The sequence below is a fragment of the Streptosporangium brasiliense genome, from assembly GCF_030811595.1.
Lineage (GTDB): Bacteria > Actinomycetota > Actinomycetes > Streptosporangiales > Streptosporangiaceae > Streptosporangium > Streptosporangium brasiliense.
This window is the reverse complement of the sequence record NZ_JAUSRB010000002.1, coordinates 5,964,308-5,990,292: the sequence shown is the minus strand read 5'-3', so window position 1 is coordinate 5,990,292 and position 25,985 is coordinate 5,964,308. Positions and strand designations below refer to the sequence as shown.

Below are 25,985 nucleotides of genomic sequence, written 5' to 3'. Positions count from 1 at the left end.
CCAGGTCAAGGTGTTCCGTATAGCTGTTCCGGTGCTGGGGCTGTACGGAACACTTGAGGGCGTGAGTCGCCGAGTTCGAGTACGGCCTCCAGCGCTGATTCTTTCGGCGACGCACCGGACGACGGTCAGGCGCTCATCCTGCGGGCACGTCCTCGGCACCGGACGCCCGCGCACGGCCGGCGGCGCATACCCGACAGTGCGGCCCTTCGAAGATCACGATACGGTTTGCTGATGAGCGACCCCGCAGAGGCCCTGTCGCTGTGGCAAGTCGGTGACGTCATCGACGGCCGGTACGAAGTGACGCGGGTGCACGAGCACGGCGGGATGGGGCTGGTTTACCGGGTCCGGCACCTGCTGTGGGGCACAGATCTCGCGGTGAAATGCCCCCGCCCGGAGCTGTTCCGCGGCGCGGCCGACCGCGAGCGGTTCATCACCGAGGCCGAGGTGTGGGTGTCACTGGGGCTGCACCCGAACGTGTGCGCCTGCCACTACGTCCGCACGATCGGCGGCATTCCCCGGGTATTCGCCGAGTACGTGCCTGGCGGCAGCCTGCGTGACTGGATCGACGACCGCAGGTTGTACGGAGGCATCGAACGCGAAGCACTCACCCGCATCACGGACCTGGCGATCCAGATCGCGTGGGGCCTCGAGCACGCGCACAGCCGTGGCCTGGTACACCAGGACATGAAGCCCGCCAACATCCTGATCGACGAGGAGGGCACCGCGAAGGTGACCGACTTCGGGCTGGCCAGGGCTCGTGCGGTCGCCATGACGACGCCCGCACACGAGAGCGCGCCCGGCGTCAGCGTGCTGGTCCCCACCGGTGGCCTGACACGTGCGTACGCCTCGCCGGAGCAGAGCTCGGGCGAGGCGCTGGGCCGGCGCACCGACATCTACAGCTTCGCGGTCTCGGTGCTGGAGATGTTCACCGGCGGGATCACCTGGATGGCCGGGCCGGTCGCGGGAGAAGCACTGTCGGCCTACCGCGCCGACGGGCCGGGGGAAGCCGGACTGCCTGCCATGCCCGGCGAACTCGCCGACCTGCTGGAGCGGTGCCTGCGCCTCGATCCGGCCGATCGGCCTCGCTCGATGGCCGAGGTCGCCACCGGCCTGGCCGAGGCCCATCAGCGGGTCTCAGGTAGCCCGTATCCGCGGGCCGTTCCGGTCGCGGCGGACCTGCGTGCCGATGAGCTCAACAACCGAGGCGTGTCGCTGCTCGACCTCGACCGCACGGACGAGGCGCGGCAGGCATTCGCGGCGGCGCTGGCCGTCGACCCGCAGCACCTGGAGGCCACCTACAACACGGGCCTGCATCGGTGGCGCCACGGTGAGATCACCGACGAAGAACTCATCACCGGGCTCGAGGCGGTCCGCACCGACGCAGGAGACTCCTCGCAGGCGCGCCACCTGCTCGCCCAGGCACACCTCGAACGCGGCGACCTCACCTCGGCCGGCGAGCTTCTCGGTGAGTCAGGAGCCGAGGCCACCGGGGAACCCGAAGTCCAGGCGGTCCTGCGGACCATCCGGTCCGGGCGGCTCACCGACGCGCGCTGCGTGGAGGCCAGGGCGATTCCGTGGGCGTTGTATCGGGACGACGAGCTCACTGATCCGGATGGTCCGTACAAGATGGGCCCTTATGTCCTGACCAGCCTCACCCCCGACGGCCGGCTGCTGCTGACCGGGGGCCGCGACGGCATGCTGAAGTTGTGGGACCTGCACGGCGGGGAATGCCTCCGGTCGATCGAGGCGCACGTCGAGAACGGGTACCGCAAGGAGCTGTGCTCGATCGCCCTCACCCCGGACGGGCGCTTCGCCGCCTCTACCGGCAAGGACCACGTCTTACGGCTGTGGGATCTCGGCACCGGCCGCTGCTTGCGCGGGTTCGCCCTCAAGCAGCCGCCCCAGTTCGGCTACGTGACCCATCCGGTCGCGCTGAACGCCGACGCGAGCGTCGTGTACGTTTCGAACGCGGACGGGCCGATCCAGATCTGGGATGTCGACAGCGGGCAGATCACTCGGACCCTCAAGAGGCACACCGGTGGTGTACGTTCGATCGAACTGTCCGCCGACGGCCATTTCCTGCTCTCCACCGGCAAGTCCAACGGGGAGGTCCGGTACTGGGACCTGCGCGCGCGCCGTTACCGGCAGATCCGCGCGGAAGACACCTCGACGGCCACCGCCAACCGCCGCTCCGCAGCCGAGCAAGCCGAGGCGGCACGCCGAGCTCAGCCGCCTCGGCAGCGAGGTCGAGGCTCTGGTCAACGAGGCGGCACAGGAGATCGCCGCCGCCCGCCATCCCCGCGCGCTCGACGTGCTCACCCGGGCACGGGTGATCCCCGGCCACGAGCGTTCGCCTCAGGTGCTGGACGCCTGGCGGGCTCTGAGCCGCCACGCGGTCCGCACCGGCCTGCGGGCGGCCTGGCCCACGACGACCTTCACCGGATACGACGTCGCGCTGTCCGCCGACGGCACGATCGCGGCCGTCAAGGACTACGACGGGAGGATCCAGATCTGGGACGTCGCCGGCGGAACCTGCCGGCGCGTCATGGACGGACCTCCGACCGCGACGAACGACATCGCCCTGAGCGCCGACGCCCGGCGGGTGCTGTCCGCCGGGCACAACGGCAAGCTTCAGCTCTGGGACACCGGCACCGGTGAGTGCCTGCATGTCATGTTCGCGAGCACTCACGGCGCGACCTCCGCGCGCTTCTACGACGGCGGGCGACGCGCGCTGGCCGCGGTCAACGAGAAGCTGCAGTTCTGGGATCTGGCCGACGGCCGCCTCCTGCGAACGATCGAGAAATGCGGCCTGGCGCACTCGATCTGGGTCAGCTCCGACGAACGGGTCGCCGCCACCGTTGGCCGGAGCAACAAGATCATGCTGTGGAATCTCCGCGGGAAGCGACGGCTACGAGTTCTGGAGGGGCCCGACGAGCGGGTGACGTCGGCGTCCATGAGCGCCGATGGGCGATCCGTGGTCGCCTGCGCCCGCGGGAACATCCGATTGTGGGAGATCGCGTCGGGGCAGTGCGTACAGGTCCTCGAGCACCCCGGCCATCCCATGCATGCCAGGCTCAGCCCGGACGGGCGCTCCGTCCTGTCGGCGGACGACGACGCTCGTCTCCGGGTCTGGGATGTCCCCAGCGGGCGGCTGCTGCGTGCCCTGGAGACACATCAGGGACGTCCGGTGGGTCTGGCGTTCGCACCCGATGGCGACTTCGCTCTGTCGGCAGGGAGCGACGGGACCGTCCAGCGCTGGGAATTCGATTGGGAACTGTCGGTCCCGGCCGACAGCGGGAGCGACAGACACCGGGCGCGGCTCGGCACGGTGTTGAGCAGGATGTGGAGACGATGACGCGACCGGCAACCATCACGCTGAAACTCGTCAAGGGCAAGCTCGCCCGCACCGAGTACGTCTTCGACGAGCGAACCACCTGTGTGCTCGGCCGCGCCGACGACTGCGCGCCGCGACTGCCGGACGACGCCGATCACCGTACCGTCTCCCGGCATCACTGCCTGCTCGACATCAACCCCCCGGACGCGCGCATCCGCGACTTCGGCAGCCTCAACGGGACCTATGTCAACGGCGAGAAGATCGGCCAGCGCGCGGCACACCAGACCCCTGAGGAAGCCGCGGCGCTGCCGTTCCCGGAGCACGACCTGTCCGACGGCGACGAGATCCGGATCGGCGAAACAGTTTTCCGAGTCGGTGTCCAGCCCGCCGCGGGTGGCGTGCAGCGCACGCTGGAGCTGCCCCGGTGCAAGGTCTGCGACCGGGAGGTGGGCAGCGAGGTCGGCGCTCGGTCCGGTGAGTACGTCTGCGCCGCCTGCCAGGCCAGACCGGCCGCGGTGGCCGCGATGTTGCTGAAGCTCGCGTACGCCGGTCGCCGCGATCTCTCCTCCATCGCCGGGTACACGATCCTGCGCGAACTCGGCCGCGGCGGGATGGGCGCGGTCTTCCTCGCCCGCCACCAGGGCACCGGCGAAGAAGTGGCGCTGAAGGTGATGCTGCCGAAGGTGGGCGACTTCGGGCTCGCCAAGGCCTTCGACCAGGCCGGTCTCAGCGGCCTGACCCGGACCGGCACTGCCGCGGGCAAGCCTTGGTACATGCCCCGCCAGCAGGTCATCAACTTCCGCAACGCCGCGCCGGCGGTCGACGTCTGGACGCTCGCCGCCTGCCTCTACCACGCGCTGACCGCGCGGTACCCGAGGGATTTCCCGGCCGGCAGGGACCCGTGGCAGGTCGTCCTACAGTCGCCGCCCGTCCCGATCCGCCGCCGCAACCCGGAAGTCCCGGCGGCATTGGCCGCCATCATCGACAAGGCGCTCCAGGAGAAGCCCGCGATCGGCTACCAGAGCGCGGCCGAGCTCCACGACGCGCTCCGCACCATGACTCCGTGACCTCACGCCTCTGACTTCCCCACCTCGTGGGCATCCAGGGCGCCTGCGCCGGTGGGGCGTCGCCTTGCTTGGGGTGCCGTCAAGAAACGTGTCACCAGCGGCACCGTCGGCGCCAAGCGCGTCATCACGCTGCCGGCTCCGGTCGAGGCCCGCAGGTTCCGGGTGTGCGTGCTCCGGTCGCGCGCACCCTCCGCCTGAAGGAGATCCGCCTGTTCGCGTAGTGCGGTCAGCGGCGGTAGGCGACACCGAGGTGGTCCAGGCGGCGGCGGTGGGCGAGCAGGCGTTCGGTGAACCCGGCGTACTCGCCCGCCGTGCCCCAGGCGACCTCGGCCAGGGCGCACAGCCGGGGGAAGGCCATGTACTCCACGTGGGCCGAGGTGGGCAGGTATTCGCTCCAGAGCTGGCCCTGCGTGCCGAGGACGTGCCCGGCCGCCTCGGCCTCCAGCCCGGCGGGGACCGGCCGGTAGGCGTAGACGTGTTCCAGGGTGGTCAGCCCGCCGATGGCCAGCGGTTCCCCGTCCGGTTCCGCCTGGTAGAAGTCGAAGTAGGTGTGCGTGTGCGGGCACATCACCGCGTCGTGCCCCGCCCGGGCGGCGTCGATGCCGCCCTGCTCGCCCTGCCAGGACATCACGGTCGCGCCCGGCGCGAGGCCGCCCTGCAGGATCTCGTCCCAGCCGATCAGCCGCCGCCCGCGCTCGGCCAGGAAGTCGGCCATGCGGCCGATGAACCAGCTCTGCAGCGCGTGGGCGTCCGACAGGCCCAGTTCGCGCAGGCGCGCCTGCGTCCACGCGGACTCCTCCCACTCGCGTTTGGGGCACTCGTCGCCGCCGATGTGGATCCACTCGCTCGGGAAGACCTCCAGCACCTCCTCCAGCACGTGCCGGCAGAACGCGATGGTCTCCTCGGACATCTTCAGCACCTGCTCGTGCACGCCCCAGGCGGTCGCCACCGGCAGCGCGCGTTCCGGGTCGTCGCCCAGTTCGGGGTAGGCGGCGATGGCGGCGCGCATGTGGCCGGGCATGTCGATCTCGGGGACGATCGTGATGCCGCGCGTCCGCGCGTGGGCCACGAGGTCGCGCAGTTCGCTTTTGGTGTAGAAGCCGCCGTGCGGGACGCCGTCGTAGCGGCCCTCGGAGTAGTGGCCGAGCATCGACTCCGCGCGCCAGGCCCCCACCTCGGTCAGGCGCGGGTAGCGGTCGATCTCCATCCGCCAGCCCTGGTCGTCGGTCAGGTGCAGGTGGACGACGTTGAGCTTGTGCAACGCGGCCAGGTCGACCATCCGGTGCAGGAAGGCCACCGGGTACCAGTGGCGGGCCACGTCCAGCATCACACCGCGCCAGCCGAAGCGCGGCGCGTCCTCGATCTCCACGTACGGCACCGTCCACGCCGCTCCCCCGGCCGGGCCGGTGGCGAAGATCTCCGCGGGAAGGAGCTGTCGCAACGTCTGGACGGCGAGCGGCAGGCCGCGCCGGCCACCCGTGATCACCACGCCCTCGGTGGAGACCGACAAGCGGTACTCCTCGTCGGCGAGCGCCGGGTCCACACGCAGCCGGATGGTGTCGGGGCCGGGCTCGGCGGCCGGGGCCAGCTTGCTGCCCGCGGGTCTGCCCACCAGCTCGCGCAGCAGTTCGGCGGCCCCACCGGCGGCGGGGTCGGCGATGAGACCGGTGTTCTCGGTGAGCTGCCAGGTGCCCGGTGTCGTGGTCAGGCGGGCCGGGCGGGGGATGAGGTGCACGGTGACTCCAGGTCAGGCGGATCGACGGGGGTTGGCGCAGCGCACGGCGCCGCCGAGCTGGTCCGGTCCGCCCGTCCAGCCGTGCACGGCGATGGTGTGGCGCTCGCCGGCAGCAAGGTGGTCAGGCCCTGATCGGCGGCGGCCTCCGGGTGCAGCCGGTCGGCGTGCAGATACAGGTCGCGGATCAGAGTGCGCGCGGTGATCATAACCTGGCAGCCGGTGGCGGTGGGGACCACCTCGACGTCCATGCGGGGCGGCGGGCAGGCGAAGTCGCGGTCGGGGCAGGCGGACCGCCACATGCCCGCCGTGACCAGCGTCGGCCCCCAGTCCCAGCCGGACGAGCACGCCATCTTGCGCACGAAGTTGAACGGCTCGGTGCAGGTGGTGGGCCGGTCCCCCACCTGCTTGCGCACCGCCTCGGTCTCGGTGTAGGCCGAGGTGAACCGTACCGGCGCGCGGGTGCGAAAGGTCCGGCTCTACGACGCCCCGGGGAAGGCCACGGCCGACCGCATGGTCATCGCGATCAAGGCCGGGCTCGGTCCGCGTACCCTGGTGGTGATCACCTGGGTGCGCTCCAGCACCGGCACGCGTTCGCCAGGTGGGGCCTGGCGGAGCGGCGGTCGGCGCGGCCCGTTCCGACTTGCGGCCTACTAATGATGGCTGTTTTCATTTGTCTGAGTACGTTGTCATCAAGGGAGCGGCATGCGGGTACGCGGCAGTGACACCTCCAGGCTGAGACGGATCAACATGGTCACTGCCCTGCGCGCGCTGCGCGGGCACGGTGCGATCGGCCTGACCGAGCTGGCCTCGCGGGCCGGGCTGTCCAGGCCCACCGTCGAAGGGCTGGCCGAGGACCTGCTGGCCTCGGGCTGGCTGGCCGAGTCGCCGCCGGAGACCGGCCAGATGGGCAGGCCCAGGAGGCTGTTCCGCTTCCGCGCGGAGGCCGGGCACGTGCTCGGCGTGGACGTCGGCTCCTACTCCGTGCGGGCGCTCGTCTGCGACCTGGAAGGCCAGGTCATGGGCCGGTCCGTCACCCGGCTGACGTCGCAGGCGAGCCGCGCGGACAGGCTGGACGGGGTCAGGAGCGCCGCCCGCGGGGCGTTGAAGGACGCCGGTCTCGAAGCCGGTCGCCTGACGGCCGCCTGCGTCGGCACTACGGGCGTGGTGACGCGGGAGGGGGTGGTCAAGCTCTCCGTGGCGCTGCCCGAGTGGACGGGTGTCGATCTGGTGGCCGAGCTGGGCGACGACATCGGCCCCGTGGTCCTGGTCGAGAACGACTGCAACCTCGCGGCTCTGGCCGAGCGGTGGATGGGCGTCGCGACGGGCGCGCGGGACCTGGTCTTCGTGCTGTCGGGCGTGCGTACCGGCGCCGGCCTGCTGATCCGCGGCGAACTGTACGGCGGCGGGCGCGGCATGGCCGGGGAGATCGGCGCGTTGCCTCTGGTCGGCTGGCATCGCGCCCCCTCGCACCTGGCCGGATTCTCCGGGCTCCCCGCGGGGACGGCCGCCGAGGAGGTGGCCGGGCTGGTCTTCGCGGCCGCCAGGCAGGGGGATCCCGCCGCGCGCTGGGCGGTCGAGCAGTATGCCCATGACCTGGCCGAGGGCATCGCCGCGCTGGTGCTGACGATGGACCCCGACCTGGTCGTGATCGGCGGCGGCGTCTCCCGGTCGGGCGATGTGCTGCTGGAGCCGTTGCGCCGCCATCTCGACCCGCTCTGCCTGGAGCCGCCGGAGCTGGCCGTCTCGACGCTGGGAGACCAGGCGGTCGTGCTCGGCGCGGTACGGCACGCGCTCGACCACGTGGACGCCCGCCTCTACGACGTGGACGCCACGCTGCCCGAAGCCCAGCCCTGCTGAAGGGGGCGCGCGAGGGGGGACGCGTGGCCTCTTGACGGGAAGGCGCTTTCCGCTACATATTTAGCCTCGCTTCATTAGTAAGTCGAGCAGGCGCTCGACGCGCAGGAGAAGAACGCTTCCATGCCTATGAGCCGCCGCTTCCAAGTCACCCGCCACGGCCTTACCCTCGACGGCGAACCGTTCCAGGTGCTGTCGGGCGCCATGCACTACTTCAGGACGCTGCCCCAGCAGTGGCCCGACCGTCTCGCCAAGCTCCGGGCGATGGGGCTGAACACGGTCGAGACGTACGTGCCGTGGAACCTGCACGAGCCCCGTCCGGGCGAGTTCACCTTCACCGGCCTGGCCGACGTGGAAGGCTTCCTCACCGCCGCCGAGAAGGCCGGGCTGTACGCGATCGTCCGCCCCGGCCCCTACATCTGCGCGGAATGGGAGAACGGCGGCATCCCGGCCTGGCTGGAGTTCCGGCAGCGCTGCCACGACCCCCGCTGGCTGGAGCCCGTCGACCGCTGGTTCGACGAGCTGATCCCGCGCATCGCCGCGCGGCAGGTCGGCCGGGGCGGCAACGTCCTGATGGTGCAGGTCGAGAACGAGTACGGATCCTACGGCGACGACCATGTCTACCTGCGTCACCTGGCGAGCGGCCTGACCCGCAGGGGGATCGACGTGCCGCTGTTCACCTCCGACGGGAGCTGGGGCCTCATGGTCACCGGCGGCACCGTGCCGGAGATCTACGCGACCGCCAACTTCGGCAGCGACCCGGCCGGTCACTTCGCCGAATTCGCCAGGAACCGCGACGACCCCGAGTTCTGCATGGAGTTCTGGAACGGCTGGTTCGACCACTGGGGCGAGGAGCACCACGTGCGCGACCCCGAGGAGGTCGCCAAGCTGCTGGACGAGCTGCTCACCCGGGGCGCGTCGGTCAACGTCTACATGGCGCACGGCGGCACCAACTTCGGCTTCATGGCCGGCGCGAACGCGGGGGGCGAGCAGGCCGACGGCCGGTACGAGCCGACGGTCACCTCCTACGACTACGACGCGCCGATCTCCGAGCACGGCGAGCCGACCGCCAAGTTCTGGGCCTACCGCGAGGTCCTCGGCCGCCACACGGCGCTGCCGCCCGAGCCGTCCCGCGAGCCGGTCGCCACGCTGCCCGCGCGGGAGATCGCGTGCGAGGCCCGCCTGAGCCTGCTGGACTGCCTGGACGTGCTGTCCACGGGCACGGTGCGCAGCGCCGTTCCGCGCACGTTCGAGGAGCTCGGCCAGGCATACGGGCTGGCGGTCTACCGGGGCCACGTGCCCGGACCCCGGCCGGAGGCGCTGCCGCTGACGGTCACCGGGCTGCACGACCGGGCGTGCGTACTGATCGACGGCGTCCACCGGGCGACCCTGGAGCGCGACGCCGTCACCTCGCTGCCCCTGGCCACCCCGGAGCGCGGCGTGGACGTGACGCTGATCGTCGAGGCGATGGGCCGCGTCAACTACGGCCCGGTCCAGGGCGAGAGCAAGGGCGTCACCGGCGGCGTGCGGCACGAGCGGCAGTCCGTCTTCGGCTGGGAGATCGACCCCGTCCCGCTCGACTCGGTCGAGGGCCTGCCGTGGGGGCGCGACACGAGCGCCGCGGGGCCGTCGTTCCACCGCGCGACCCTGCACGTCGAGGAGGTCAGGGACGGCTTCATCGCCCTGCCCGGCTGGGGCAAGGGCTACGTCTGGGTCAACGGCTTCAACCTCGGCCGCTACTGGTCGCGCGGCCCGCAGGTCACCCTCTACCTGCCCTGGCCGCTGCTGCGCCGGGGCGCCAACGAACTCGTCGTGCTGGAACTCGACGAGGCGCCCGCGCAGCCGCGGGTCGAGATCCGCGCGGCCCCCGACCTGGGAGAGAGCCGCAGCTGACCGGTCTCAGGCCGCCCGGCCTGAGGCACAGGAGAAGGAGCACCATGGCACGTGGTTCACGCCTGGCGGGGACGGCCCTCGCGGTCGTCCTGGCCGGTGCGGGCTTACCGGCCCTCGCCCCCGCCGCGCACGCGGCGAGCAGCGCCTACTACGTCGATCCGAACGGTGATGACAGCGCCGACGGCCGCAGCCCCGCGACGGCCTGGAAGACCCTCGGCAAGGTCAACGCCCAGACCTTCCAGCCGGGAGACACCGTCGGCTTCAAGGCCGGCGGCCAGTGGAACGGCCAGCTGGCCCCCAAGGGGTCGGGCACGGGCACCGCCCCGATCACGTTCACCTCCTACGGCACCGGCGCAAAACCGCTCATCGCGGGCGGGGGCGCGGTGGACGCCGCCGTCAAACTGCAGAACCAGCACGACGTCGAGGTCAGCGGCCTGGAGGTGACCAACACCGGCTCCGGGACCACGCCGCGCATCGGCATCGGCGTCAGCGCCGCCGACGTGGGGGCCGTGCCGGGCATCACCATCCGCGGCAACTTCGTGCACGCCATCCAGGGCGCCACCTCGGGCAACCAGTCGTCCAACCCGTCGGCGGGCGGGATCATCGTCAGCGCGCGGGGCAAGGACGTCCCCACCTACTACCAGCGCCTGCGCATCGAGGACAACGAGGTCGCCGACTCCCGCTCGTACGGCATCGTCACCTGGTCGCAGTGGATGCAGCGCGAGGGCTGGAACTCCCTGTGGGAGGATCTCATGGGCATCCCCGCGGCCGACTTCCGGCCGTGGACGCCGAGCACCGGCGTCGTCGTCCGCGGCAACAACGTGCACGACATCTCCGCGGGCGGCATCACGGTCATGCAGGCCGCCGGCGCCCTCATCGAGCACAACCGGGTGGACAGGACCGCGCAGAACCACGGCAACGTCGGCATCTGGTGGGCCGGGACCGACGACACGCTGGTGCAGTTCAACGAGGTGTCCGGGACGAAGTACTGGGGCCTGGCCAGCGACGGCAACGCCTTCGACGCCGACGCCTCCGCCCACCGCAGCCTGGTGCAGTACAACTTCAGCCACGACAACGAGGGCGGCTTCTTCATCGCGGTCTCCACCGGCAGCGGTCCCGCCGAGGCGACGATCCGCTACAACGTCAGCCAGGGCGACGCCAACCAGGTGTTCGCGCTGTCGACCAACGCCACCGACATCGACGTCTACAACAACACCATCTGGGTGCCGCTGACGCCCTTCATCCGCGACCACCCGGACCGGGCGTCGTTCAGCCTGGTCAAGGTGTGGAACTCCACCGTCGGCAGCGTCAGGTTCCGCAACAACGTCATCCACAACGGCGCGAACCTGCCCTACAACGACAGCGGCAAGGTCGTCTACGACCGCAACCTGTTCCACGGCGGACCGGTGCCGGCCAAGGACAAGGCCGCGCTGACCGACGATCCGCTGCTGACCTCGCCCGGCTCGGCCACCTCGATCACCGCTCTCGGCGGCTACCTGCCGACCGCCGCCTCGCCGGCGCTCGCCCAGGGTCTGGAGGTCGCCTCCGACGGCGGCAGGGACGCGGTCGGCACCGCGCTCCCCTCCGGCATGCCCGACCTCGGCGGACTGCAGCGCACCGCCGGCCCGGGCGCGAACGAGGCCGCCCCGGCCGCGACCACCACGTTCGGCGCCGGGCAGTCGACCACCCCGGCGGCGCTCGCCGACGGGTCCGACTACGTGACGTGGGCCAGCCCGAGCACCGGCGTCACCCTGCCCGGCAGCATCACGCTGACCTTCCCCAGCGCCCGCCGGATCTCCGAGGTGGTGCTGGCCACCCACTTCGGCCAGGGCCAGGGCATCACCAAGCTGGACGTCCAGACCTGGAACGGCTCGGCCTGGACCACCCAGGCGGCCGACGCGGCGATCACCTGGGCGAGCAACACGGCGACCGTCGAGCGCCGGGCCGTGACCCTGCCCGCGGCCGTCACCACCGCCCAGCTGCGCCTGGTCGTCAAGGCGGCGAACCGCACCTGGGGCAACCTGTCCGTCAACGAGATCACGACCCGCTGACCCCCGCCCGACGACCCCGGCGGGCCCACGCCCGCCGGGGCCCTCGGCGACCCTCGGCACGGCCGCGGACCTCCGCGGATTTCGTCCTTGACAGTCTCCGGCGTGAACTAATAAAACCAAGCACCATTAATAAGTCGGAGAGGACACTCATGGTCACACTCGCCGTCATCGGGGCGGGACTGCGCGGGCTCGGCTACGCCCGCCGCGCCCTGGAGAGCGGCCGGGCCCGCGTCGTCGCGGTGGCCGAACCGGATCCGCACCGACGGCAGAGCCTCGCGGACGAGCACGGCATCCCGGCCGCGAACGTCTTCGCGGACTGGCGCGACCTGCTGGCCGGCGACCGACTGGCCGACGCGATCATCGTGGCCACCCAGGACCGCATGCACGTCGAGCCCGCCGTACGCGCCGCCGAACTCGGCTACCACATCCTGCTGGAGAAGCCGATGGCGCCGACCGAGGCGGACGCCACCGCCATCGCCGAGGCCGCGCAGCGGCACGGCGTGCTGCTGGCCGTCTGCCACGTCATGCGCTACACGCCCTACACCAGGACGCTCAAGGCGCTCATCGACGAGGGCCGCATCGGCCAGGTGATGAACATCCAGCACCTGGAGCAGGTCGGCTGGTGGCACCAGGCGCACTCCTTCGTGCGCGGCAACTGGCGCAACGAGGCCGAGTCCGCCCCGATGCTGCTGGCCAAGGCCTGCCACGACCTGGACTGGATCATCCACGTGAAGGGCGCGCTGCCCGAACGGATCTCCTCCTTCGGCAACCTGGTGCACTTCCGCGCCGAGCAGCGGCCCGCCGGCGCGGCCGACCGCTGCCTCGACTGCCCGGTCGAGTCCACCTGCCCGTACTCGGCCAAGCGCATCTACCTCGACTGCCTGGGCGACCCGTTCAAGGAGTTCTGGCCGCTGTCGGCGGTCACGCACGACCACACCGAGGCCGGGGTGCTGACCGCGCTGCGCGAGGGACCGTACGGCCGCTGCGTCTACGCCAGCGACAACGACGTGGTCGACACGCAGGTCGTGACCATGGAGTTCGCCGACGGCACCTCCGCCACCTGCACGGTCACCGCCTTCGCCGCCCTTGAGCACCGCAAGACACGCGTCTTCGGCACCCACGGCTCGATCGAGGGCGACGGCGTGACCTTGCGCCTGCACGACTTCCTCACCGACAAGGTGTCGGTGATCGACACTCACGCCGGCGCGGACGCCTCGGCCGCCACCGGTCACGGCGGCGGCGACGAGGCGCTGCTCGACGCGTTCGTCGCCGCGGTCGCCCACGGCGACCCCTCGCTGGTGCTGACCAGCGGTAACGAAAGCCTCGCGACGCACCGGGTGGTCTGGGCGGCCGAACGCGCCAGGCACACCGGGGCCGTCGTCCCCCTCACCCCTCCCGTGAAAGGCCCCCATCATGCGTAAGTTGACGGCAGTCCTCACCGTCGGAGCCCTCGCCCTGGGCCTGACCGCGTGCGGCAAGAAGAACAGCGACCCGGGCACCGTCCAGGAGGTGCTGACCTACCGCTCCTCGTGGGGCGCCGACGAGCCGCAGGGAAAGATCATCAAGGCGCTCTTCGACGACTTCGCCAAGCAGTCGGGCACCAAGGTCGACGTGAAGTTCGTCGGCCGCAAGGGCAACGAGAACCTGTCCACCGAGATGGCCTCGGGCCGGGGCCCCGACCTGTTCGACACCTCCACCGACAACCTGGCCACCTACGCCGCGCAGAACCTGGTCGCCCCGCTGGACGACGTGCTGGGCGCCGAGGTGCCGGGCGAGGGCAAGACGGTCAAGGACGTCCTTCCCGAGTCGGTGCGGCAGGCCTCCTCCAACGACAAGGGCCTGGCGTTCGTCCCGCACACGGTGATCTCCACCGCCGTCTGGTTCGACGCCGCCAAGCACCCCGACCTGGCCGGCGCCCCGCCGCAGAGCTGGGAGGACTTCATCGCCTACCTCGACCGGGCGAAGAAGGACGGCCGCGTCCCGATCGGCCAGGACGGCACGATCAACTTCTACAACGTGTACTGGTTCTACAGCGTCCTCGTCCGGGCCGGCGGCGCCGGCAGCCTCAAGGCGCTGGCCACCGACGCCGCCGCCTGGGACAGGCCCGAGGTCCTCGCGGCGGCCCAGAAGGTCGCCCAGCTCGCCGAGGGCGGCTACTTCCAGAAGGACTTCATGGCCACCAAGTTCCCCGCCGCCCAGGACGCCTGGGCGCAGGGCCGCTACGACCTCAACCTCAACGGCACCTGGCTGGCCAGCGAGACCAAGCCCAAGCTGGCCGCGGGCGTCAAGATCGCCTCCTTCCAGCTCCCGGCGGGTGGCAAGAACTCCGTCGAGGTCGGCACGCTCGGCTGGGGCGTCAACGCCAAGGGCGCGAACGTGACGGCCGCCAAGAAGTTCCTGGCCTTCGCGCTGCAGAAGAAGTACGTCGAGCAGATCTCCACCAGCGCGCTGAACATCCCCTCGCGGGCCGACGTGCCCGCGCCCGAGCACCTGGTGGCCGTACAGAAGGCGGTCGCCGAGGCCGCGGCCACGCACCGCACCTACGACGACGCCGCCGCCGACAAGACCTGGTGGAACGACCGGTTCCTGCCGCTGCACGACAAGCTCATCTCCGGCAAGATCGACGCCGCCGCGTTCGTCGCCGAGGGCAAGAAGTCGACCGCCGACTACCTCGCGAACAAGAACTGAGCCGATGGGAGCGGGAACCCTCATCCAGGCGCCCCCCGTGGCGCCGCCGGTCAAGGCCAGGGCTCTGCGTCCGGGGCGCGAACGGGCCTTCTGGCCCTTCCTGCTCCCCGCGCTCGTCGCCTACACCGCGCTGTTCGTCGCGCCCTCGCTGTTCGGGTTCTGGGTCAGCCTCAACGCCTGGGCGGGGCCTGGCTCGGAGATGACCTGGCGCGGCCTGGACAACTACCTGGCGCTGCTGAGCGACGACGCCTTCCGCACGTCGTTCGTCAACACGTTCGTGCTGGCGCTGGCCGGCGGCGGACTGGTCTTCGGCTTCACGTTCCTGTCGATGATGGTGCTGCGGCACATCAAGGGCCGCGCCTTCATCCGGTCCGTGATGTTCCTGCCGATGATCATCTCGATGATCGCGGTGGGCGCCGCCATCGGCTTCCTGCTGAACCCCGAGGGCGTGGTCAACACCGCGCTCGGCTGGCTCGGCCTGGACCCGCAGCCCTGGCTCGGGCCCGACCTGGTCTTCCGCTGCATCGTGGGCGGCCTGGTCTGGTCGAGCACCGGCTTCTACGTGGCGCTGATGATGTCGGCGGTCGACTCCATCCCCGCCCACATCTACGAGGACGCCCAGATCGTCGGGGCCACCAGGTGGGAGCAGTTCCGGCACATCACGCTGCCGCTGACCTGGGACGTCTTCGCGGTGTCGGCCGTGCTGTGGGTGGTCAACAGCCTGAAGATCTTCGAGATCGTGCTCGCGTTCACCACCGGCGGTACGCCGGGGAGCCCGCCGCTGCAGGCCAGGACGGTGGCGGTGCAGCAGTACTCCCTGGTGGCCGGGAACGCCATACCCCAGCTCGGCAACGCCGCCGCGATGGGCGTCGTGGTGCTGCTCGTCACCGCCGTGCTCATCGCCCTGACCCGGCGCATCACCAGGCGCGAACGAGTGGAGCTGTCATGAGGCGCCTGATCGGCGACGTCCTGCTGCCGCGGGCCACCGCGATCGCCCTGTGGGCGTGGGTGGCCTTCAACCTCGCGCTGGTCCTTTGGGTGGGCATGCAGTCGCTCAAGGACTCCGGCGAGGTGTGGCTCAACCCGTTCTCGCTGCCCACCGACCCGCACTGGGACAACTACGCCTCCGCCTGGCGGGCGGCCGAGTTCTCCGCCGCCGCGCTGAACAGCACGGTCCTGACCCTGCTCGGCTCCCTGCTCATCGTGGCGCTGTCGGCACCCGCGGCGTACGTGCTGGCCCGCTCCAACCGGCGGGTGGCCGGCCCGCTGACCGGCTACTTCGCGATGGGCCTGAGCATCCCGCTGCAGACCCTGGTCATCCCCATCGTCGTGATCAAACTGTCGCTCTACACCTTCATGGAGGACTGGGTCACCGGTTGGTGGGACAACCGCATCACGCTGCTGGTCTTCCAGGTGATCCTGTCGCTGCCGTTCGCGGTGTTCGTGCTGACCGGGTACATGCGCTCGCTGCCGCACGAGATCGAGGAGGCCGCCGAGATCGACGGCGCGGGCCCGCTGCGCGCCTTCGTCCGCATCGTGCTGCCGGTCGCCAGGCCCGGCGTGATGACCGTGCTCGTCCTGAACATCATCGGCCTGTGGAACGAGACGCTGCTCGTGCTGCTGATCTCGCCGCTGCCCGAGGAGCGCACGCTGCCCGCGGCGCTGCTCAACCTCTACAGCTCCATGCAGTACAGCTCCGACTGGGGCGGCCTGTTCGCCGGGATCGTGATCCTGATCTACCCCATGATCGTGCTCTACCTGTGGCTGGGGCGCCGCATCGTCGAAGGCATGACCGCCGGAATCGGCAAATGACCCCCCGAAAGGAACAGAATTTGCGTACGCGGTTCGGGTGGGTGGGGCTCGCCCTGCTCGCCATGATGGTGTCGCCGGCCGTACCCGCCCAGGCGCGGGCGGCCGACCCCGGGCAGACCTTCTACGTCGACGCCGCATCGGGTGACGACGCGGCCTCGGGACAGAGCCCGGACACGGCCTGGCGGAGCCTGGACAGAGCCGGTCAGGTGCGGCTGGGCCCGGGCGACCGGCTGCTGTTCCGCGCCGGGCAGCGGTGGGCGGGCCGGCTCACCGTGCAGGGCGCGGGCGCGCCGGGCCGCCCGGCGTTCGTCGGCTCCTACGGCACGGGCCCCAAGCCGGTCATCGACGGGCAGGGCCGGGTGGACGCCGCCGTCCGGATCAGCGACGTGCACGACTTCACCGTCGACGGCCTGGAGGTCACCAACTACAGCGCCGACACCTCCCTCTACCGCAGCGGCGTCAACCTGTTCGCCAAGGACGCGGGCCGGCTGGAGAACGTCACGCTGCGGAACCTGAACATCCATGACGTCAACGGCCAGGGCGGCCACAGCGTCGCGGCGGCCGGGCTGCTCATCTCCATCCGGGGGAACACGACGCCGACGTACTTCCACAACCTGGTCGTGGAGCGGAACGAGATCTCCAAGATCGGCTCCTACGGCCTCATCATGTGGTCCACGTGGTCCCGTCGTAGCGGCATGACCAGCCTGTACCCCGTGGAGACCGGCATCCCCGACAGCGAGGTCGTCACCTGGACGCCCAGCACCGGCGTCCGCATCCGGGACAACCACGTGCACGACGTGACCGGCGGCGGCATCACCCCGATGCACACCGCGGGCGCCGTGATCGAGCGCAACCGGGTGGAGCGCGCCGTACGCGGCAGGACCAAGACCACCGGCGGCAACGTCGGCATCTGGTGGCAGGGCAACGACGACATCGTGGTCCAGCACAACGAGGTCTCCCACACCGGGTTCAACGGCCCGGGCAGCGACGGCCACGGTTTCGACGCCGACGCCGACAACAACCGCAGCCTCGTCCAGTACAACTACAGCCACGACAACGACGGCGGCTTCTTCCTCGCTGTCTCCTTCCCCGCCGCCCCGACCAAGGACACGGTCGTCCGCTACAACGTCAGCAGGAACGACGGCTACGAGGGCCTGGCCGCCTCCACCTCCACCACGGGCACCCACTTCCTCAACAACACCCTCTACATCACCGACCGCGCCGTCGAGGTCAAGCCGCCCTACAGCGGTGCGGGCACGTACCACTTCGAGCGGGCCGTGCGCCTGTACAACAACGCGGCGGACGTGGTCGTGCGCAACAACGTCTTCGTCAACCTCGCCGGGGCCGGCTTCGACAACAAGAACGGCATCATCTACGACCACAACCTCTACTGGGGCACCGCGCAGCCGCCGACCGGCAACGACCACGCGGCCGTCGTCGCCGACCCCAAGCTGTCCGCACCCGGCCAGGAGAACCCGGCGAGCTACCGGCCGCTCGACGGCTCGCCGGCCTTCGACGCGGGCGTGAGCGTGCCGGCCGAACACGACTACGCGGGCACCCCGATCCCCGACGGCGCCCCCGACCTCGGCGCCTTCCAGCGGAAGGTCACCCCCGGTCAGGTCAGCGGCACGCTCGTGCCGAAGGGCCACCTGGAGCGGCTGGCCGACCGCGACCCGGCGACGGCCTGGCGGAGCGTGCCCAAGCCGCGCCTGCCCGGCGTGGTCGAGCTGACCTATCCGGTCGCGCGTGCCTTCCGCACGGTCACGCTGTCGGCCGCGCACGCCGCCTCCCGCGCGATCACCGATGTCGAGGTGCTGACCCACGACGGCGGCCGGTGGGTCAGCAGGGCGAGCGCGGAGCCGGTCTGGAAGACCGACGACGACACCGTCGAGCAGCAGGTGATCACCCTGCCGGAGACCGTCACCGCCACGCGGGTCCGCCTGGTCGTCAAGGCGGCGGGCAGTCCGATCCAGATCAACGAGATCGCCCTCGGCGTGCCCGCGGCGAGCGAGCCGTACCGGCCGGGGCCGACGGCGGTGGCGAGCACCACCTTCCCGACATCGCCGACGAACAGCGTGGACGCGCTCGTCGACGGCGATCCGAGCAGCCCGTGGGCATCGGTGAGCACCGGCGTGACCTTCCCCGGCGAGTTCGTGGTGGACTACGGCAAGGACCGGCAGATCGCCGCCGTCACCCTGCACACCGCCTGGGCCAAGGGGCAGGGCGTCACCGACGTCTCGCTCGACACCTGGGACGGAACCCGATGGGTGACACAGGCGGCCCACCACCTGACGGGCTGGCAGGAACTGAGCGCGAAGGTGGAGACCAGCACCATCACCCTGCCGAGCCCGGTCACCACACGCAAGATCCGGCTGACCGTCCACGACGCGAACCTCCAGTGGGGCAACATCGCCCTCTATGAGATCGTCGCCTCCTGACCCACGTGCGGCCCGCGCCTCGGCGCGGGCCGCACCCCCGACCGGAAGGACGGCAGCCGTTGCCCGCACAGGCGCCTGGTGAGCCTTCAGTCCCGCCGGCGCGTCCGGCCGCGCCCGAACACGACGCCCCGGCCCGCCACCTGCGCGTGGCCACCTTCAACATCCACCACGGACGAGGACCGGACGGCCGCCTCGACCTACGGCGCGTCGCCGACGTGATCCGCAGGGGCCAGGCCGACGTCGCCGGTCTCCAGGAGGTGGACCGGCACTACTCGGAGCGCAGCGGGTCCGTGGACCAGGCGACCTGGCTGGCCGCCGAACTGGGCATGGACGTGGCCTACGGCGCCAACCTGGACCTCGACCCGCCCGCCCCCGGAGACCCGCGCCGCCAGTACGGCACCGCGATCCTGTCCCGCTTCCCCATCCGCGACTCCGGCAACACCTTCCTGCCCGGGTTCCCCGGCAGCGAGCAGCGCGGGCTGCTGCGGGCCACGATCGTCGTCCACGGCGTGCCCGTCCGGATCTGCACCACCCACCTCCAGGACGACGACGCGGCCGAACGGCTGGAACAGGCACGAGCCGTTCAGGCGCTGATCGCCGGACGGCAGGGGCCGGTGATCCTGACCGGGGACTTCAACGCCCTGCCCGGCACGCCTGAGATCCGTGTGCTGGCCTCATCCTTGAGGGACGCCTGGTCCCAGGCCGGCGCGGGAGCGGGCCACACCTATCCCGCCACCGGCTCCCGCATCGACTACGTGTTCGCCTCACCGGAGGTCGAGGTGAGATCGGCGACGGTGGTGGCCGGCGACGCCTCCGATCACCTGCCGATCTTCGTGGACGTGCTGCTGCCGGAGGGATGAGACGGATGCGGGCCTGGAGGCCGGCGCCCGGCCGCAAGGCATGCGGGGTGGACGATGATGCTGGTCTGCCGGTAGCTGCGGGGCAGCCATCAAGCTCGGCGGTGAACCCTCCGACCCGCGTGTGGAATCGAGGAAGGCCACCTCGGATCCGGACGCGGCTTCCGCCGCCTCACCAGCGGCTGCACGCCGGCCGGAGACTGCTTGCCGGCCGCCCCCGCCGCTCGGCACCACGTTGATCAATCCACGTGTGCCACGATCGCGCGGCGGGCCAGGAGGTATGCCTGCGGGAAGCCCCGCTTGGGATCCTCGTCGGGGGAAACGACTAGCCTGGCTACCTCTGTGAGCCCGGCGCTGAGGAGCAGCTCGGCAATGCGGCCAGGCGAATACCTGTAGGCGAGTGACACAACATGGTCGAATGATTCGGCCAGCTTGGTGGCGTCGTCGTAGGCCGGGAAGCCGAGCAGCAGATGGCCCCCGGGCGCGAGCACGCGGTGGAACTCAGCGAACGTTTCGGAGAGCCGTTCGGGTGGGGTGTGGATGATGGAGTAGTTGGCGAGGACACCGGCCAGAGCAGCGTCCTCGACCTTGAGAGCGTCCATCACTCCGACCTCGAAGCGCAGTTCTGGATGCAGGCTCCGAGCAAGCCCGATCATTTCCGGCGACAGGTCCACACCGAAGGCGGTCACTCCGAGGGAATGCAGATGTGCGGTGACGTGGCCGGGGCCGCATCCCACGTCTGCCACCAAGCCGCCGCGGGTTTTGATCAACTCGACGAAAACGGGGATCATTGCGTGGTTGAGTGGGTTGGAATGGTAACGCTCAGGGATGTCCTCGGCATAGCGAGGGGCGACGGCGTCGTAGGCTGCGCGGGTGGCGGTGAGAAGATCCGGCTCTGTCATGGGCAGCCATGCTAGAGCCCGGCCGGCACATTATGATCTTGTTTCCCTGCATCTGACAGCCGCGAGACGCGGTGAGCACGTTGTCGTTGTAGAACGTGTGGTAGAGGTCACCGGACACGGTGAGGCGGACTTCCTCGCGGTCGCCGGGCTGGACGGTCCGCATCTCGCCGGATCGGTGGCTCACGCGACCTCACCCGAGCGGCACTCGTCGGCGGCCCGCGTGACATCCTCGGCGACGATGCGCTCGGCGGCCTCCCGCGCGGCGACCGCGCCGGCGCCGTACACCGCGGCACGGGCGGCCGGCGTGTGGGTCGCGGCGATCTCGCGGAGCGCTCCGGCAAGGGGCTCGTGCCTATCTCCCGGCACGGCCGGTGGAAGGAAGGCCCCCCGTCGTCGCCGGCTACATCCAGGACGCCGAAGGGTGGGCCAAACCCCCGACCGCGGCGCGCATTGGCCCATCCCGTGGATCCAGTACGTCGCCGACGACTGCCGCGATCAAGCAGTCACCTCGCCGGCCGATCTCGACCTCGAGCGCACGAGCCTACGCCGCCGGCAGATCGCCACGGCCATGCTGGAGCATCTGTGACTGGTCTATTTCACCTGGCAAGACACCAAGGACGCCGGATTCATCGAGACCGAACACTACGGCGTCCGCTTCCCCAGCCGCGGCAGTCACATCGACCTGACGCGGATCTCCCAGCGCTGGCTACGCGACCTGCTCTGGGACTGGATGGACACCCGGTCGACCGCCAACCCACCCCGCAGCAGAAACCCGTTCGAGGTGGATCGGCGATGGAGAGCCGTTCCGCGTCACCAGATCAACCCGCACCCTCATCATGATCGTTCTGTGGTGCCGATCGTCGGATCATTCGGCAGGGCAGGTGGTACCCGGCTTGGGCAGCCTCAGGTCGGTCAGGTACGTGGTCGCGTATCGGATCGGGCACTTCTTGCCCGACAGGTACAGGGCGTGGCCGGGCCCGTCGTAGGCGACGGTCACCGATCCCGGGATCATCCCGGTGAAGCTCTCGGTCCACGCGTAGTCGCCCCACGTGCTGCCGGCACCCAGGAACGGCGGCAGGCCGCGAGACTTCAGTGGTCGGGACGGGTTGGCGACCTGCAGCGGCCAACCGGTGCATCCGAGCGCGTCGAATGAGGCTCCCCCGAAGTTCGGCGAGATCTTCTGCGCCTGACGGCGGAACTTCTGCAGCTGCGCGTAGCTGCTGTAGCCACGCTCATCTGCGCACGTCATCGCCAGCGCTCCGGGCGCGGCCCAGATCCGCGCGTTGCCGAGAGCGACATCGGCGAAACCGGTCCCGTCCCCGCCCCGGGCTCTGTCGACCGCCTCGGCGAAGGCCAGCCACCGCGAGTTGTCCGGTCCGGGGTCGCCGATGAAGCCGAAACTCCTCAGATGCCATCCGGTCAGCTTGCCCTTGCCGAACTCGGACGACGTGACCGGGATCGGCTTGCGATCGGCGTCTCGAGTGAGCTTGCGCCAGACCGCCTCGGCGTCCTGTCCGTGCAACGCGCAGGCGGGGGTGGCCGCGCACCAGGTGGTGAACCTGGTGAATACCCGTTCCAGGACGGGCAAGGTCCGCAGCGTCTGGTCGGGCCAGCCGTCGACCTGGTTGATCGTCCCGTCGAGGTACATGGCCCGGATGCGCTGCGGAAACAGCCGCGCATAGGCGGCGGCGGGCACCCCTCCGTAGGAGTTGGCCATGAAGCTCAGCCGTTCCTCGCCCAGAGCCTCGCGGATCGCGTCCATGTCTCTGGCCACCGACAGGGAGTCCATGTGGGCGAACAGGCCGGTCTTGTCCGCGTCCTGGCAGGCTTTGAGGATCTTGGTCATCGCCGCGGCCAATGCCTTGTACTGCTTCTGGCCCTGTGGCTCGAACAGTGACGTCCCGGGCTTCATGCAGGACGGGGGCATCTGATCACGCCACACGGTGGTGCGCGGCTTGTAGGCGACGAGGTCGAACCTGCGGCCTGGTTCGGTGAGGTCGGCCGCGGCGCGCTTCAAGTCGTCAATCCCGTTGGCTCCGGGACCGCCGGGGATACCCAGCACGCTGCCGATCCGGCGCGCAGGCTCGGTGGCGGGCAGCCGGGCCAGATCCAGTTTGATCTTCGGCCCGTCCGGCTCGGCCCAGTCCACGGGCACCTCGATCGCGGCGCACCGCATCCCGGCGGATGTGCCCTGGCCTGCGCAGTCCCGCCAGGTCGGCTGTGCCTCTTGAGCAGCGGATGCTGCCGGGGTCATTCCTGCCAGCGCCGCCACCGCTACACCGATGACCAGCCCTCTGGTCCTGCCGCGCCTGCGCCGCTGCTTGGTTGTCATCATGGTGATCACTCTGGTGACACCGACCGGATGGCCACCACCGGGACGTCCTCCGTGTTGGTTTCGGGATGTCCCCCACGGGCCGGCCGGCTGTTCTCGCGCGTGCGTGTCCGTCAGGCTGGACGGCGTGCGGCGTCTGGCGAGGAGCAGCGTGGACAGGCAAGCAGAGAGGTGGCGTGTGCTGATCACTACTCCGGTGCGGGAGCGGTCGCAGCGTGAGCTCGCTTACGCACTGATGTTGCCGTTCATGGTGGGAGCCGGCCTGGTCCATCTCGTTCTCGTGCTGCTGAGCGTCATCCTGACGGCGAATCTCGTTGGAGTGCCGATGCTGGCCCTGAGCGTGATGGCGGCCAGAGGGCTCGGCACGGCAAATCGACGGCTGGCACGAGCGTGGGCCGGGGTGCGGGTGCCCGATCCCGGCCCGTTCCGTGCCGGGCCGGGCCTGCTGAACCGGCTCGGCTCGACGCTCGGTGACGTGACGGGATGGCGCGCCGTCATCCATAGTCTGCTCCGGCTGCCGGCGGCCGTGGTCGCCTGCGCGGCCGCCGCCGGGTTGTGGGGAGGCGGCCTGCTCCTGCTCGGCTGCCCCCTGTGGGGACAGTCCTCCGCCCTGGCGCACCTGTCTCCCCCCGGCTGGCCGGTTGCGGCGCTGGTGAGCGCCGCCGGACTGGCGCTGCTGCTCCTCGCCCCGTGGGGCGTCCACCTCGCCCTGGCCCCCGAGCGCATGCTCGCCCGTACGCTGCTCGGGCCCGGGCCGGGCGACGCCCGGATCCGCCGGCTGGAGCAGGCACGGGCGCTGGCCGCAGAGGAAGCGGTCGCCAGGCTCCGCCGGATCGAGCGGGACCTGCACGACGGGACGGCGGCACGACTGGTGACGCTGGCCATGAGCCTGGGCATGGCTCAGGACGAGCTCGAGCAGGCCGACCAGCCCGAACGGCTCCAGCGCGCCCGCGTCCTCGTCGACAGCGCCCACCGCAGCGCCAAGGAGACGATGGCCGAGCTGCGTGACCTGATCCGCGGCATCCACCCGCCGGCGCTCGACCAAGGGCTGGAGGTCGCCCTGGCCACGCTCACCGCACGGAGCCCGATCCCCGCCCGGTTCGAAGCCGACCTGCCCGAGCGACCGGCGCCGGCCATCGAGGCCGTCGCCTACTTCTGCACGACGGAACTGCTCGCCAACGTGGTCAAGCACAGCGGCGGCCAGCACGCCGCCATCGAGGTACGGGTGCGTGATGGCCTGCTTACCCTGCGGGTGCGCGACGATGGAACCGGCGGCGCGGCGATCGGCACCGGATCCGGATTACGCGGCCTGGCCGCCCGGGCCCAGGCGTTGGACGGCATGATCGACATTCACAGCCCGGCCGGAGGACCTACGGTGATCACAGTCGAACTCCCCCTGCACATCTGAACGGAGCAGTGCATGCGCATCGTGATCGCCGAGGACGCCGTGATGCTCCGGGAGGGCCTGTGCATGCTGCTCACCTCCCGCGACCACGAGGTGGTGGCCGCCGTGGGAGATGGCGACGCGCTCCTGGCGACCGTGGCGGAACACGGTCCCAACATCGCCGTGGTCGACGTACGCATGCCGCCCTCCCACACCGACGAGGGCCTGCGGGCCGCGATCCAGATCCGCCGTGATCATCCGAGTGTGGGCGTGCTGGTGTTCTCCCAGTACATCGAGACGCGTTACGCGGCCCAGTTGCTCGCCGGCGGCGCCCATGGCGTGGGCTACCTCCTGAAGGAGCGCGTCGCCGACGTCAAGGACTTCCTGGCCGCGCTCGACCGGATCGCGGCCGGGCAGACCGTCCTCGACCCCGAGGTCGTCACCCAGATCATGGGCGCCAGCCACCGCACGGAGACCCTGGGCACGCTCACCCCGAGGGAACGCGAGGTGCTGGCCATGATGGCGGAGGGGCGTTCCAACAACGCCATCGCCGCTGCGCTGTTCCTGTCGTACGGCTCGGTGGAGAAGCACGTGACGCAGATCTTCACCAAGCTCAGCCTGTCTCCGTCGGACAACGACCACCGCCGGGTACTCGCCGTCCTGCGCTACCTGCAGGCCTGACCATCGCCATACACGCTCCCGCAGCCTTGCCCCTCAAGCGCCAAGAGGCATCCTTCGGCCCCGGTCCCGGCAGGCAGAACGATCATCCGCCTACGGGCCGACATGACGCTTAACACGTCACGGACACGCAACCGACGTTCCGTCGCAGGTCAGGAGCGACGCGGACACTTTCAAGATTGCTGAAGTGGAGCGGTTCCTACGCCTGCGTGAGCTCGCCCCCAACCTGCCATGGATGCCCGTCCTACAGGGGTGGCTGCGCGGCGACCACATTCTCCGGACTGGATGCCCGCTCACTGATCGGCTCGAGTGGTCGACGGGATCATTCCGCCGGCTGCCGTCGGTCCCGTCGAGATCGCCCTGTCCTGGTCGCCCCTCAGCGCCGGGTGGAGGTCTGGTCCGCGTCCCGCCGGTAGGCGTAGTGGATGAGCCCCTTGTGGAACTTGCCCACCTTGTCGTACAGCGCGCGAGCCGGAGCGTCTTCCAACGTGTTCCAGTAGAGACCTGGGAAGCCGTGCTCCTTGGCGTCCCGCGCCACCCACTCGATCACTGCCGTCGCGATACCCCGCCGTCGGACCTCCGCGTCCACGAACAAGTCCGCCAGATAGCATTTCCCGGCGTACCAGACACTGGCGTGGAACAGGTAGTGCGCGATGCCGACCATTCTGCCGTCCAGTCGAGCGGCGATCCCGCGTATCTGCTCGTCGTCGAGCAGGCGTCGCCAGGTCCGTTCGTAGTCGTCGTCGCTCCGTTCGACCTTGAAGTACGTGTCTTTGCCACGGGCCAGCAATTCCCAGCAGGCGCGGTCGGATTCAGCGAGGAAGTTGATCTCCATCATGGCGCCCATCCTGCCGTACGGTCAGGTCTGCGTTGGGCGCGTATCAGGAAGCCGGTCAGCGCCGAGTCGAACGTGGCGGCCGGCCCGAGCCGGGGCAGCCGGCGTCGGCAGATCCACGGTCC

The 25,985-nt window shown here is 70.4% G+C and carries 21 protein-coding genes and 1 pseudogene; 16 read left to right on the top strand and 6 right to left on the bottom strand.

Annotation, left to right across the window (positions count from 1 at the left end):
- Positions 1-231: 231 nt before the first annotated feature.
- Genes J2S55_RS35830 through J2S55_RS35820 form a run of 3 tightly spaced genes read left to right on the top strand, consistent with a single transcriptional unit; the run spans position 232 to position 4,401 of the window.
- Positions 232-2,658: a WD40 repeat domain-containing serine/threonine protein kinase gene (locus J2S55_RS35830; protein WP_306870154.1), complete on the top strand. Its 2,427-nt coding sequence runs from the start codon at positions 232-234 to the stop codon at positions 2,656-2,658.
- Complete coding sequence (locus J2S55_RS35825) at positions 2,546-3,355, top strand: WD40 repeat domain-containing protein (RefSeq protein WP_306870153.1); 810 nt, start codon at positions 2,546-2,548, stop codon at positions 3,353-3,355. Before J2S55_RS35830 ends, J2S55_RS35825 begins: the two co-directional genes overlap by 113 nt.
- A complete protein-coding gene (locus tag J2S55_RS35820; RefSeq protein ID WP_306870151.1) occupies positions 3,352-4,401 on the top strand; it encodes an FHA domain-containing protein in 1,050 nt (349 codons plus the stop codon). Before J2S55_RS35825 ends, J2S55_RS35820 begins: the two co-directional genes overlap by 4 nt.
- A 226-nt stretch (positions 4,402-4,627) precedes the next feature.
- Here J2S55_RS35820 and J2S55_RS35815 read toward each other — a convergent pair whose 3' ends face one another.
- Entirely contained in the window at positions 4,628-6,136 is a 1,509-nt protein-coding gene (locus tag J2S55_RS35815; RefSeq protein WP_306870149.1) for a beta-N-acetylhexosaminidase, read from the bottom strand.
- A pseudogene (locus tag J2S55_RS35810) lies at positions 6,106-6,573 on the bottom strand (glycosyl hydrolase 2 galactose-binding domain-containing protein); the annotation flags it as partial. The gene J2S55_RS35815 and the pseudogene J2S55_RS35810, both read right to left, overlap by 31 nt.
- A 22-nt stretch (positions 6,574-6,595) precedes the next feature.
- Here J2S55_RS35810 and J2S55_RS35805 point away from each other — a divergent pair.
- The 10 genes from J2S55_RS35805 (at position 6,596) to J2S55_RS35760 (ending at position 19,732) form a co-directional block, all read left to right on the top strand.
- Positions 6,596-6,790 (top strand): hypothetical protein, encoded by a 195-nt coding sequence (locus J2S55_RS35805; RefSeq protein WP_306870144.1) that lies wholly within the window; start codon positions 6,596-6,598, stop codon positions 6,788-6,790.
- Between the two features lie 48 nt (positions 6,791-6,838).
- The gene (locus tag J2S55_RS35800) at positions 6,839-7,993 is read left to right on the top strand and encodes an ROK family transcriptional regulator (protein ID WP_306870142.1); all 1,155 of its coding nucleotides are present in this window, start codon (positions 6,839-6,841) and stop codon (positions 7,991-7,993) included.
- Between the two features lie 120 nt (positions 7,994-8,113).
- Positions 8,114-9,883 carry a glycoside hydrolase family 35 protein gene (locus J2S55_RS35795; protein WP_306870139.1) on the top strand — a complete coding sequence of 590 codons (1,770 nt, stop codon included), beginning with the start codon at positions 8,114-8,116 and terminating at the stop codon, positions 9,881-9,883.
- Positions 9,884-9,927: 44 nt separating this feature from the next.
- Positions 9,928-11,934 (top strand): right-handed parallel beta-helix repeat-containing protein, encoded by a 2,007-nt coding sequence (locus J2S55_RS35790; RefSeq protein WP_306870136.1) that lies wholly within the window; start codon positions 9,928-9,930, stop codon positions 11,932-11,934.
- Positions 11,935-12,083: 149 nt separating this feature from the next.
- Positions 12,084-13,355, top strand: coding sequence for a Gfo/Idh/MocA family protein (locus tag J2S55_RS35785; protein WP_306870134.1), 1,272 nt, complete (start codon positions 12,084-12,086; stop codon positions 13,353-13,355).
- The gene (locus tag J2S55_RS35780) at positions 13,348-14,622 is read left to right on the top strand and encodes an ABC transporter substrate-binding protein (RefSeq protein ID WP_306870131.1); all 1,275 of its coding nucleotides are present in this window, start codon (positions 13,348-13,350) and stop codon (positions 14,620-14,622) included. Before J2S55_RS35785 ends, J2S55_RS35780 begins: the two co-directional genes overlap by 8 nt.
- A gap of 4 nt (positions 14,623-14,626) precedes the next feature.
- The gene (locus J2S55_RS35775; protein ID WP_306870130.1) at positions 14,627-15,571 is read left to right on the top strand and encodes a carbohydrate ABC transporter permease; all 945 of its coding nucleotides are present in this window, start codon (positions 14,627-14,629) and stop codon (positions 15,569-15,571) included.
- Positions 15,568-16,434, top strand: a complete 867-nt coding sequence (locus J2S55_RS35770) for a carbohydrate ABC transporter permease (protein WP_306870129.1) — start codon at positions 15,568-15,570, stop codon at positions 16,432-16,434. Before J2S55_RS35775 ends, J2S55_RS35770 begins: the two co-directional genes overlap by 4 nt.
- Before the next feature lie 20 nt (positions 16,435-16,454).
- A complete protein-coding gene (locus J2S55_RS35765) occupies positions 16,455-18,872 on the top strand; it encodes a discoidin domain-containing protein (protein WP_306870127.1) in 2,418 nt (805 codons plus the stop codon).
- Positions 18,873-18,931: 59 nt separating this feature from the next.
- The gene (locus tag J2S55_RS35760; RefSeq protein ID WP_306870125.1) at positions 18,932-19,732 is read left to right on the top strand and encodes an endonuclease/exonuclease/phosphatase family protein; all 801 of its coding nucleotides are present in this window, start codon (positions 18,932-18,934) and stop codon (positions 19,730-19,732) included.
- A gap of 236 nt (positions 19,733-19,968) precedes the next feature.
- On the opposite strand, the gene J2S55_RS35755 is transcribed toward J2S55_RS35760, so the two are convergent.
- Positions 19,969-20,631 (bottom strand): class I SAM-dependent DNA methyltransferase, encoded by a 663-nt coding sequence (locus J2S55_RS35755; RefSeq protein ID WP_306870122.1) that lies wholly within the window; start codon positions 20,629-20,631, stop codon positions 19,969-19,971.
- Positions 20,632-20,811: 180 nt separating this feature from the next.
- Complete coding sequence (locus tag J2S55_RS35750; RefSeq protein ID WP_306870119.1) at positions 20,812-20,997, bottom strand: hypothetical protein; 186 nt, start codon at positions 20,995-20,997, stop codon at positions 20,812-20,814.
- A 55-nt stretch (positions 20,998-21,052) separates the two neighbouring features.
- On the opposite strand from J2S55_RS35750, the gene J2S55_RS35745 reads away from it, so the two are divergent.
- A complete protein-coding gene (locus tag J2S55_RS35745; RefSeq protein WP_306870117.1) occupies positions 21,053-21,217 on the top strand; it encodes a hypothetical protein in 165 nt (54 codons plus the stop codon).
- 279 nt (positions 21,218-21,496) lie between these two features.
- On the opposite strand, the gene J2S55_RS35740 is transcribed toward J2S55_RS35745, so the two are convergent.
- A complete protein-coding gene (locus J2S55_RS35740) occupies positions 21,497-22,966 on the bottom strand; it encodes an alpha/beta fold hydrolase (RefSeq protein ID WP_306870115.1) in 1,470 nt (489 codons plus the stop codon).
- Positions 22,967-23,114: 148 nt separating this feature from the next.
- Here J2S55_RS35740 and J2S55_RS35735 point away from each other — a divergent pair, with 148 nt between their 5' ends.
- Positions 23,115-24,371 carry a sensor histidine kinase gene (locus tag J2S55_RS35735; protein WP_306870111.1) on the top strand — a complete coding sequence of 419 codons (1,257 nt, stop codon included), beginning with the start codon at positions 23,115-23,117 and terminating at the stop codon, positions 24,369-24,371.
- Positions 24,372-24,383: 12 nt separating this feature from the next.
- Positions 24,384-25,028 carry a response regulator transcription factor gene (locus J2S55_RS35730; RefSeq protein WP_306870109.1) on the top strand — a complete coding sequence of 215 codons (645 nt, stop codon included), beginning with the start codon at positions 24,384-24,386 and terminating at the stop codon, positions 25,026-25,028.
- 373 nt (positions 25,029-25,401) lie between these two features.
- Here the strand turns inward: J2S55_RS35730 and J2S55_RS35725 are convergent, their stop codons facing one another.
- Positions 25,402-25,863, bottom strand: a complete 462-nt coding sequence (locus tag J2S55_RS35725; RefSeq protein WP_306870106.1) for a GNAT family N-acetyltransferase — start codon at positions 25,861-25,863, stop codon at positions 25,402-25,404.
- Positions 25,864-25,985 lie beyond the last annotated feature (122 nt).

What these genes read in the sequence shown, in the direction of transcription:
- J2S55_RS35790 (WP_306870136.1), top strand. Translation starts at nt 9,928, where the DNA reads ATGGCACGTGGTTCACGCCTGGCGGGGACGGCCCTCGCGGTCGTCCTG.
- J2S55_RS35795 (WP_306870139.1), top strand. Translation starts at nt 8,114, where the DNA reads ATGCCTATGAGCCGCCGCTTCCAAGTCACCCGCCACGGCCTTACCCTC.
- J2S55_RS35785 (WP_306870134.1), top strand. Translation starts at nt 12,084, where the DNA reads ATGGTCACACTCGCCGTCATCGGGGCGGGACTGCGCGGGCTCGGCTAC.
- J2S55_RS35740 (WP_306870115.1), bottom strand. Translation starts at nt 22,966, where the DNA reads ATGATGACAACCAAGCAGCGGCGCAGGCGCGGCAGGACCAGAGGGCTG.
- J2S55_RS35800 (WP_306870142.1), top strand. Translation starts at nt 6,839, where the DNA reads ATGCGGGTACGCGGCAGTGACACCTCCAGGCTGAGACGGATCAACATG.
- J2S55_RS35820 (WP_306870151.1), top strand. Translation starts at nt 3,352, where the DNA reads ATGACGCGACCGGCAACCATCACGCTGAAACTCGTCAAGGGCAAGCTC.
- J2S55_RS35825 (WP_306870153.1), top strand. Translation starts at nt 2,546, where the DNA reads ATGGACGGACCTCCGACCGCGACGAACGACATCGCCCTGAGCGCCGAC.
- J2S55_RS35725 (WP_306870106.1), bottom strand. Translation starts at nt 25,863, where the DNA reads ATGATGGAGATCAACTTCCTCGCTGAATCCGACCGCGCCTGCTGGGAA.
- J2S55_RS35755 (WP_306870122.1), bottom strand. Translation starts at nt 20,631, where the DNA reads ATGACAGAGCCGGATCTTCTCACCGCCACCCGCGCAGCCTACGACGCC.
- J2S55_RS35830 (WP_306870154.1), top strand. Translation starts at nt 232, where the DNA reads ATGAGCGACCCCGCAGAGGCCCTGTCGCTGTGGCAAGTCGGTGACGTC.
- J2S55_RS35730 (WP_306870109.1), top strand. Translation starts at nt 24,384, where the DNA reads ATGCGCATCGTGATCGCCGAGGACGCCGTGATGCTCCGGGAGGGCCTG.
- J2S55_RS35780 (WP_306870131.1), top strand. Translation starts at nt 13,348, where the DNA reads ATGCGTAAGTTGACGGCAGTCCTCACCGTCGGAGCCCTCGCCCTGGGC.
- J2S55_RS35775 (WP_306870130.1), top strand. Translation starts at nt 14,627, where the DNA reads ATGGGAGCGGGAACCCTCATCCAGGCGCCCCCCGTGGCGCCGCCGGTC.
- J2S55_RS35770 (WP_306870129.1), top strand. Translation starts at nt 15,568, where the DNA reads ATGAGGCGCCTGATCGGCGACGTCCTGCTGCCGCGGGCCACCGCGATC.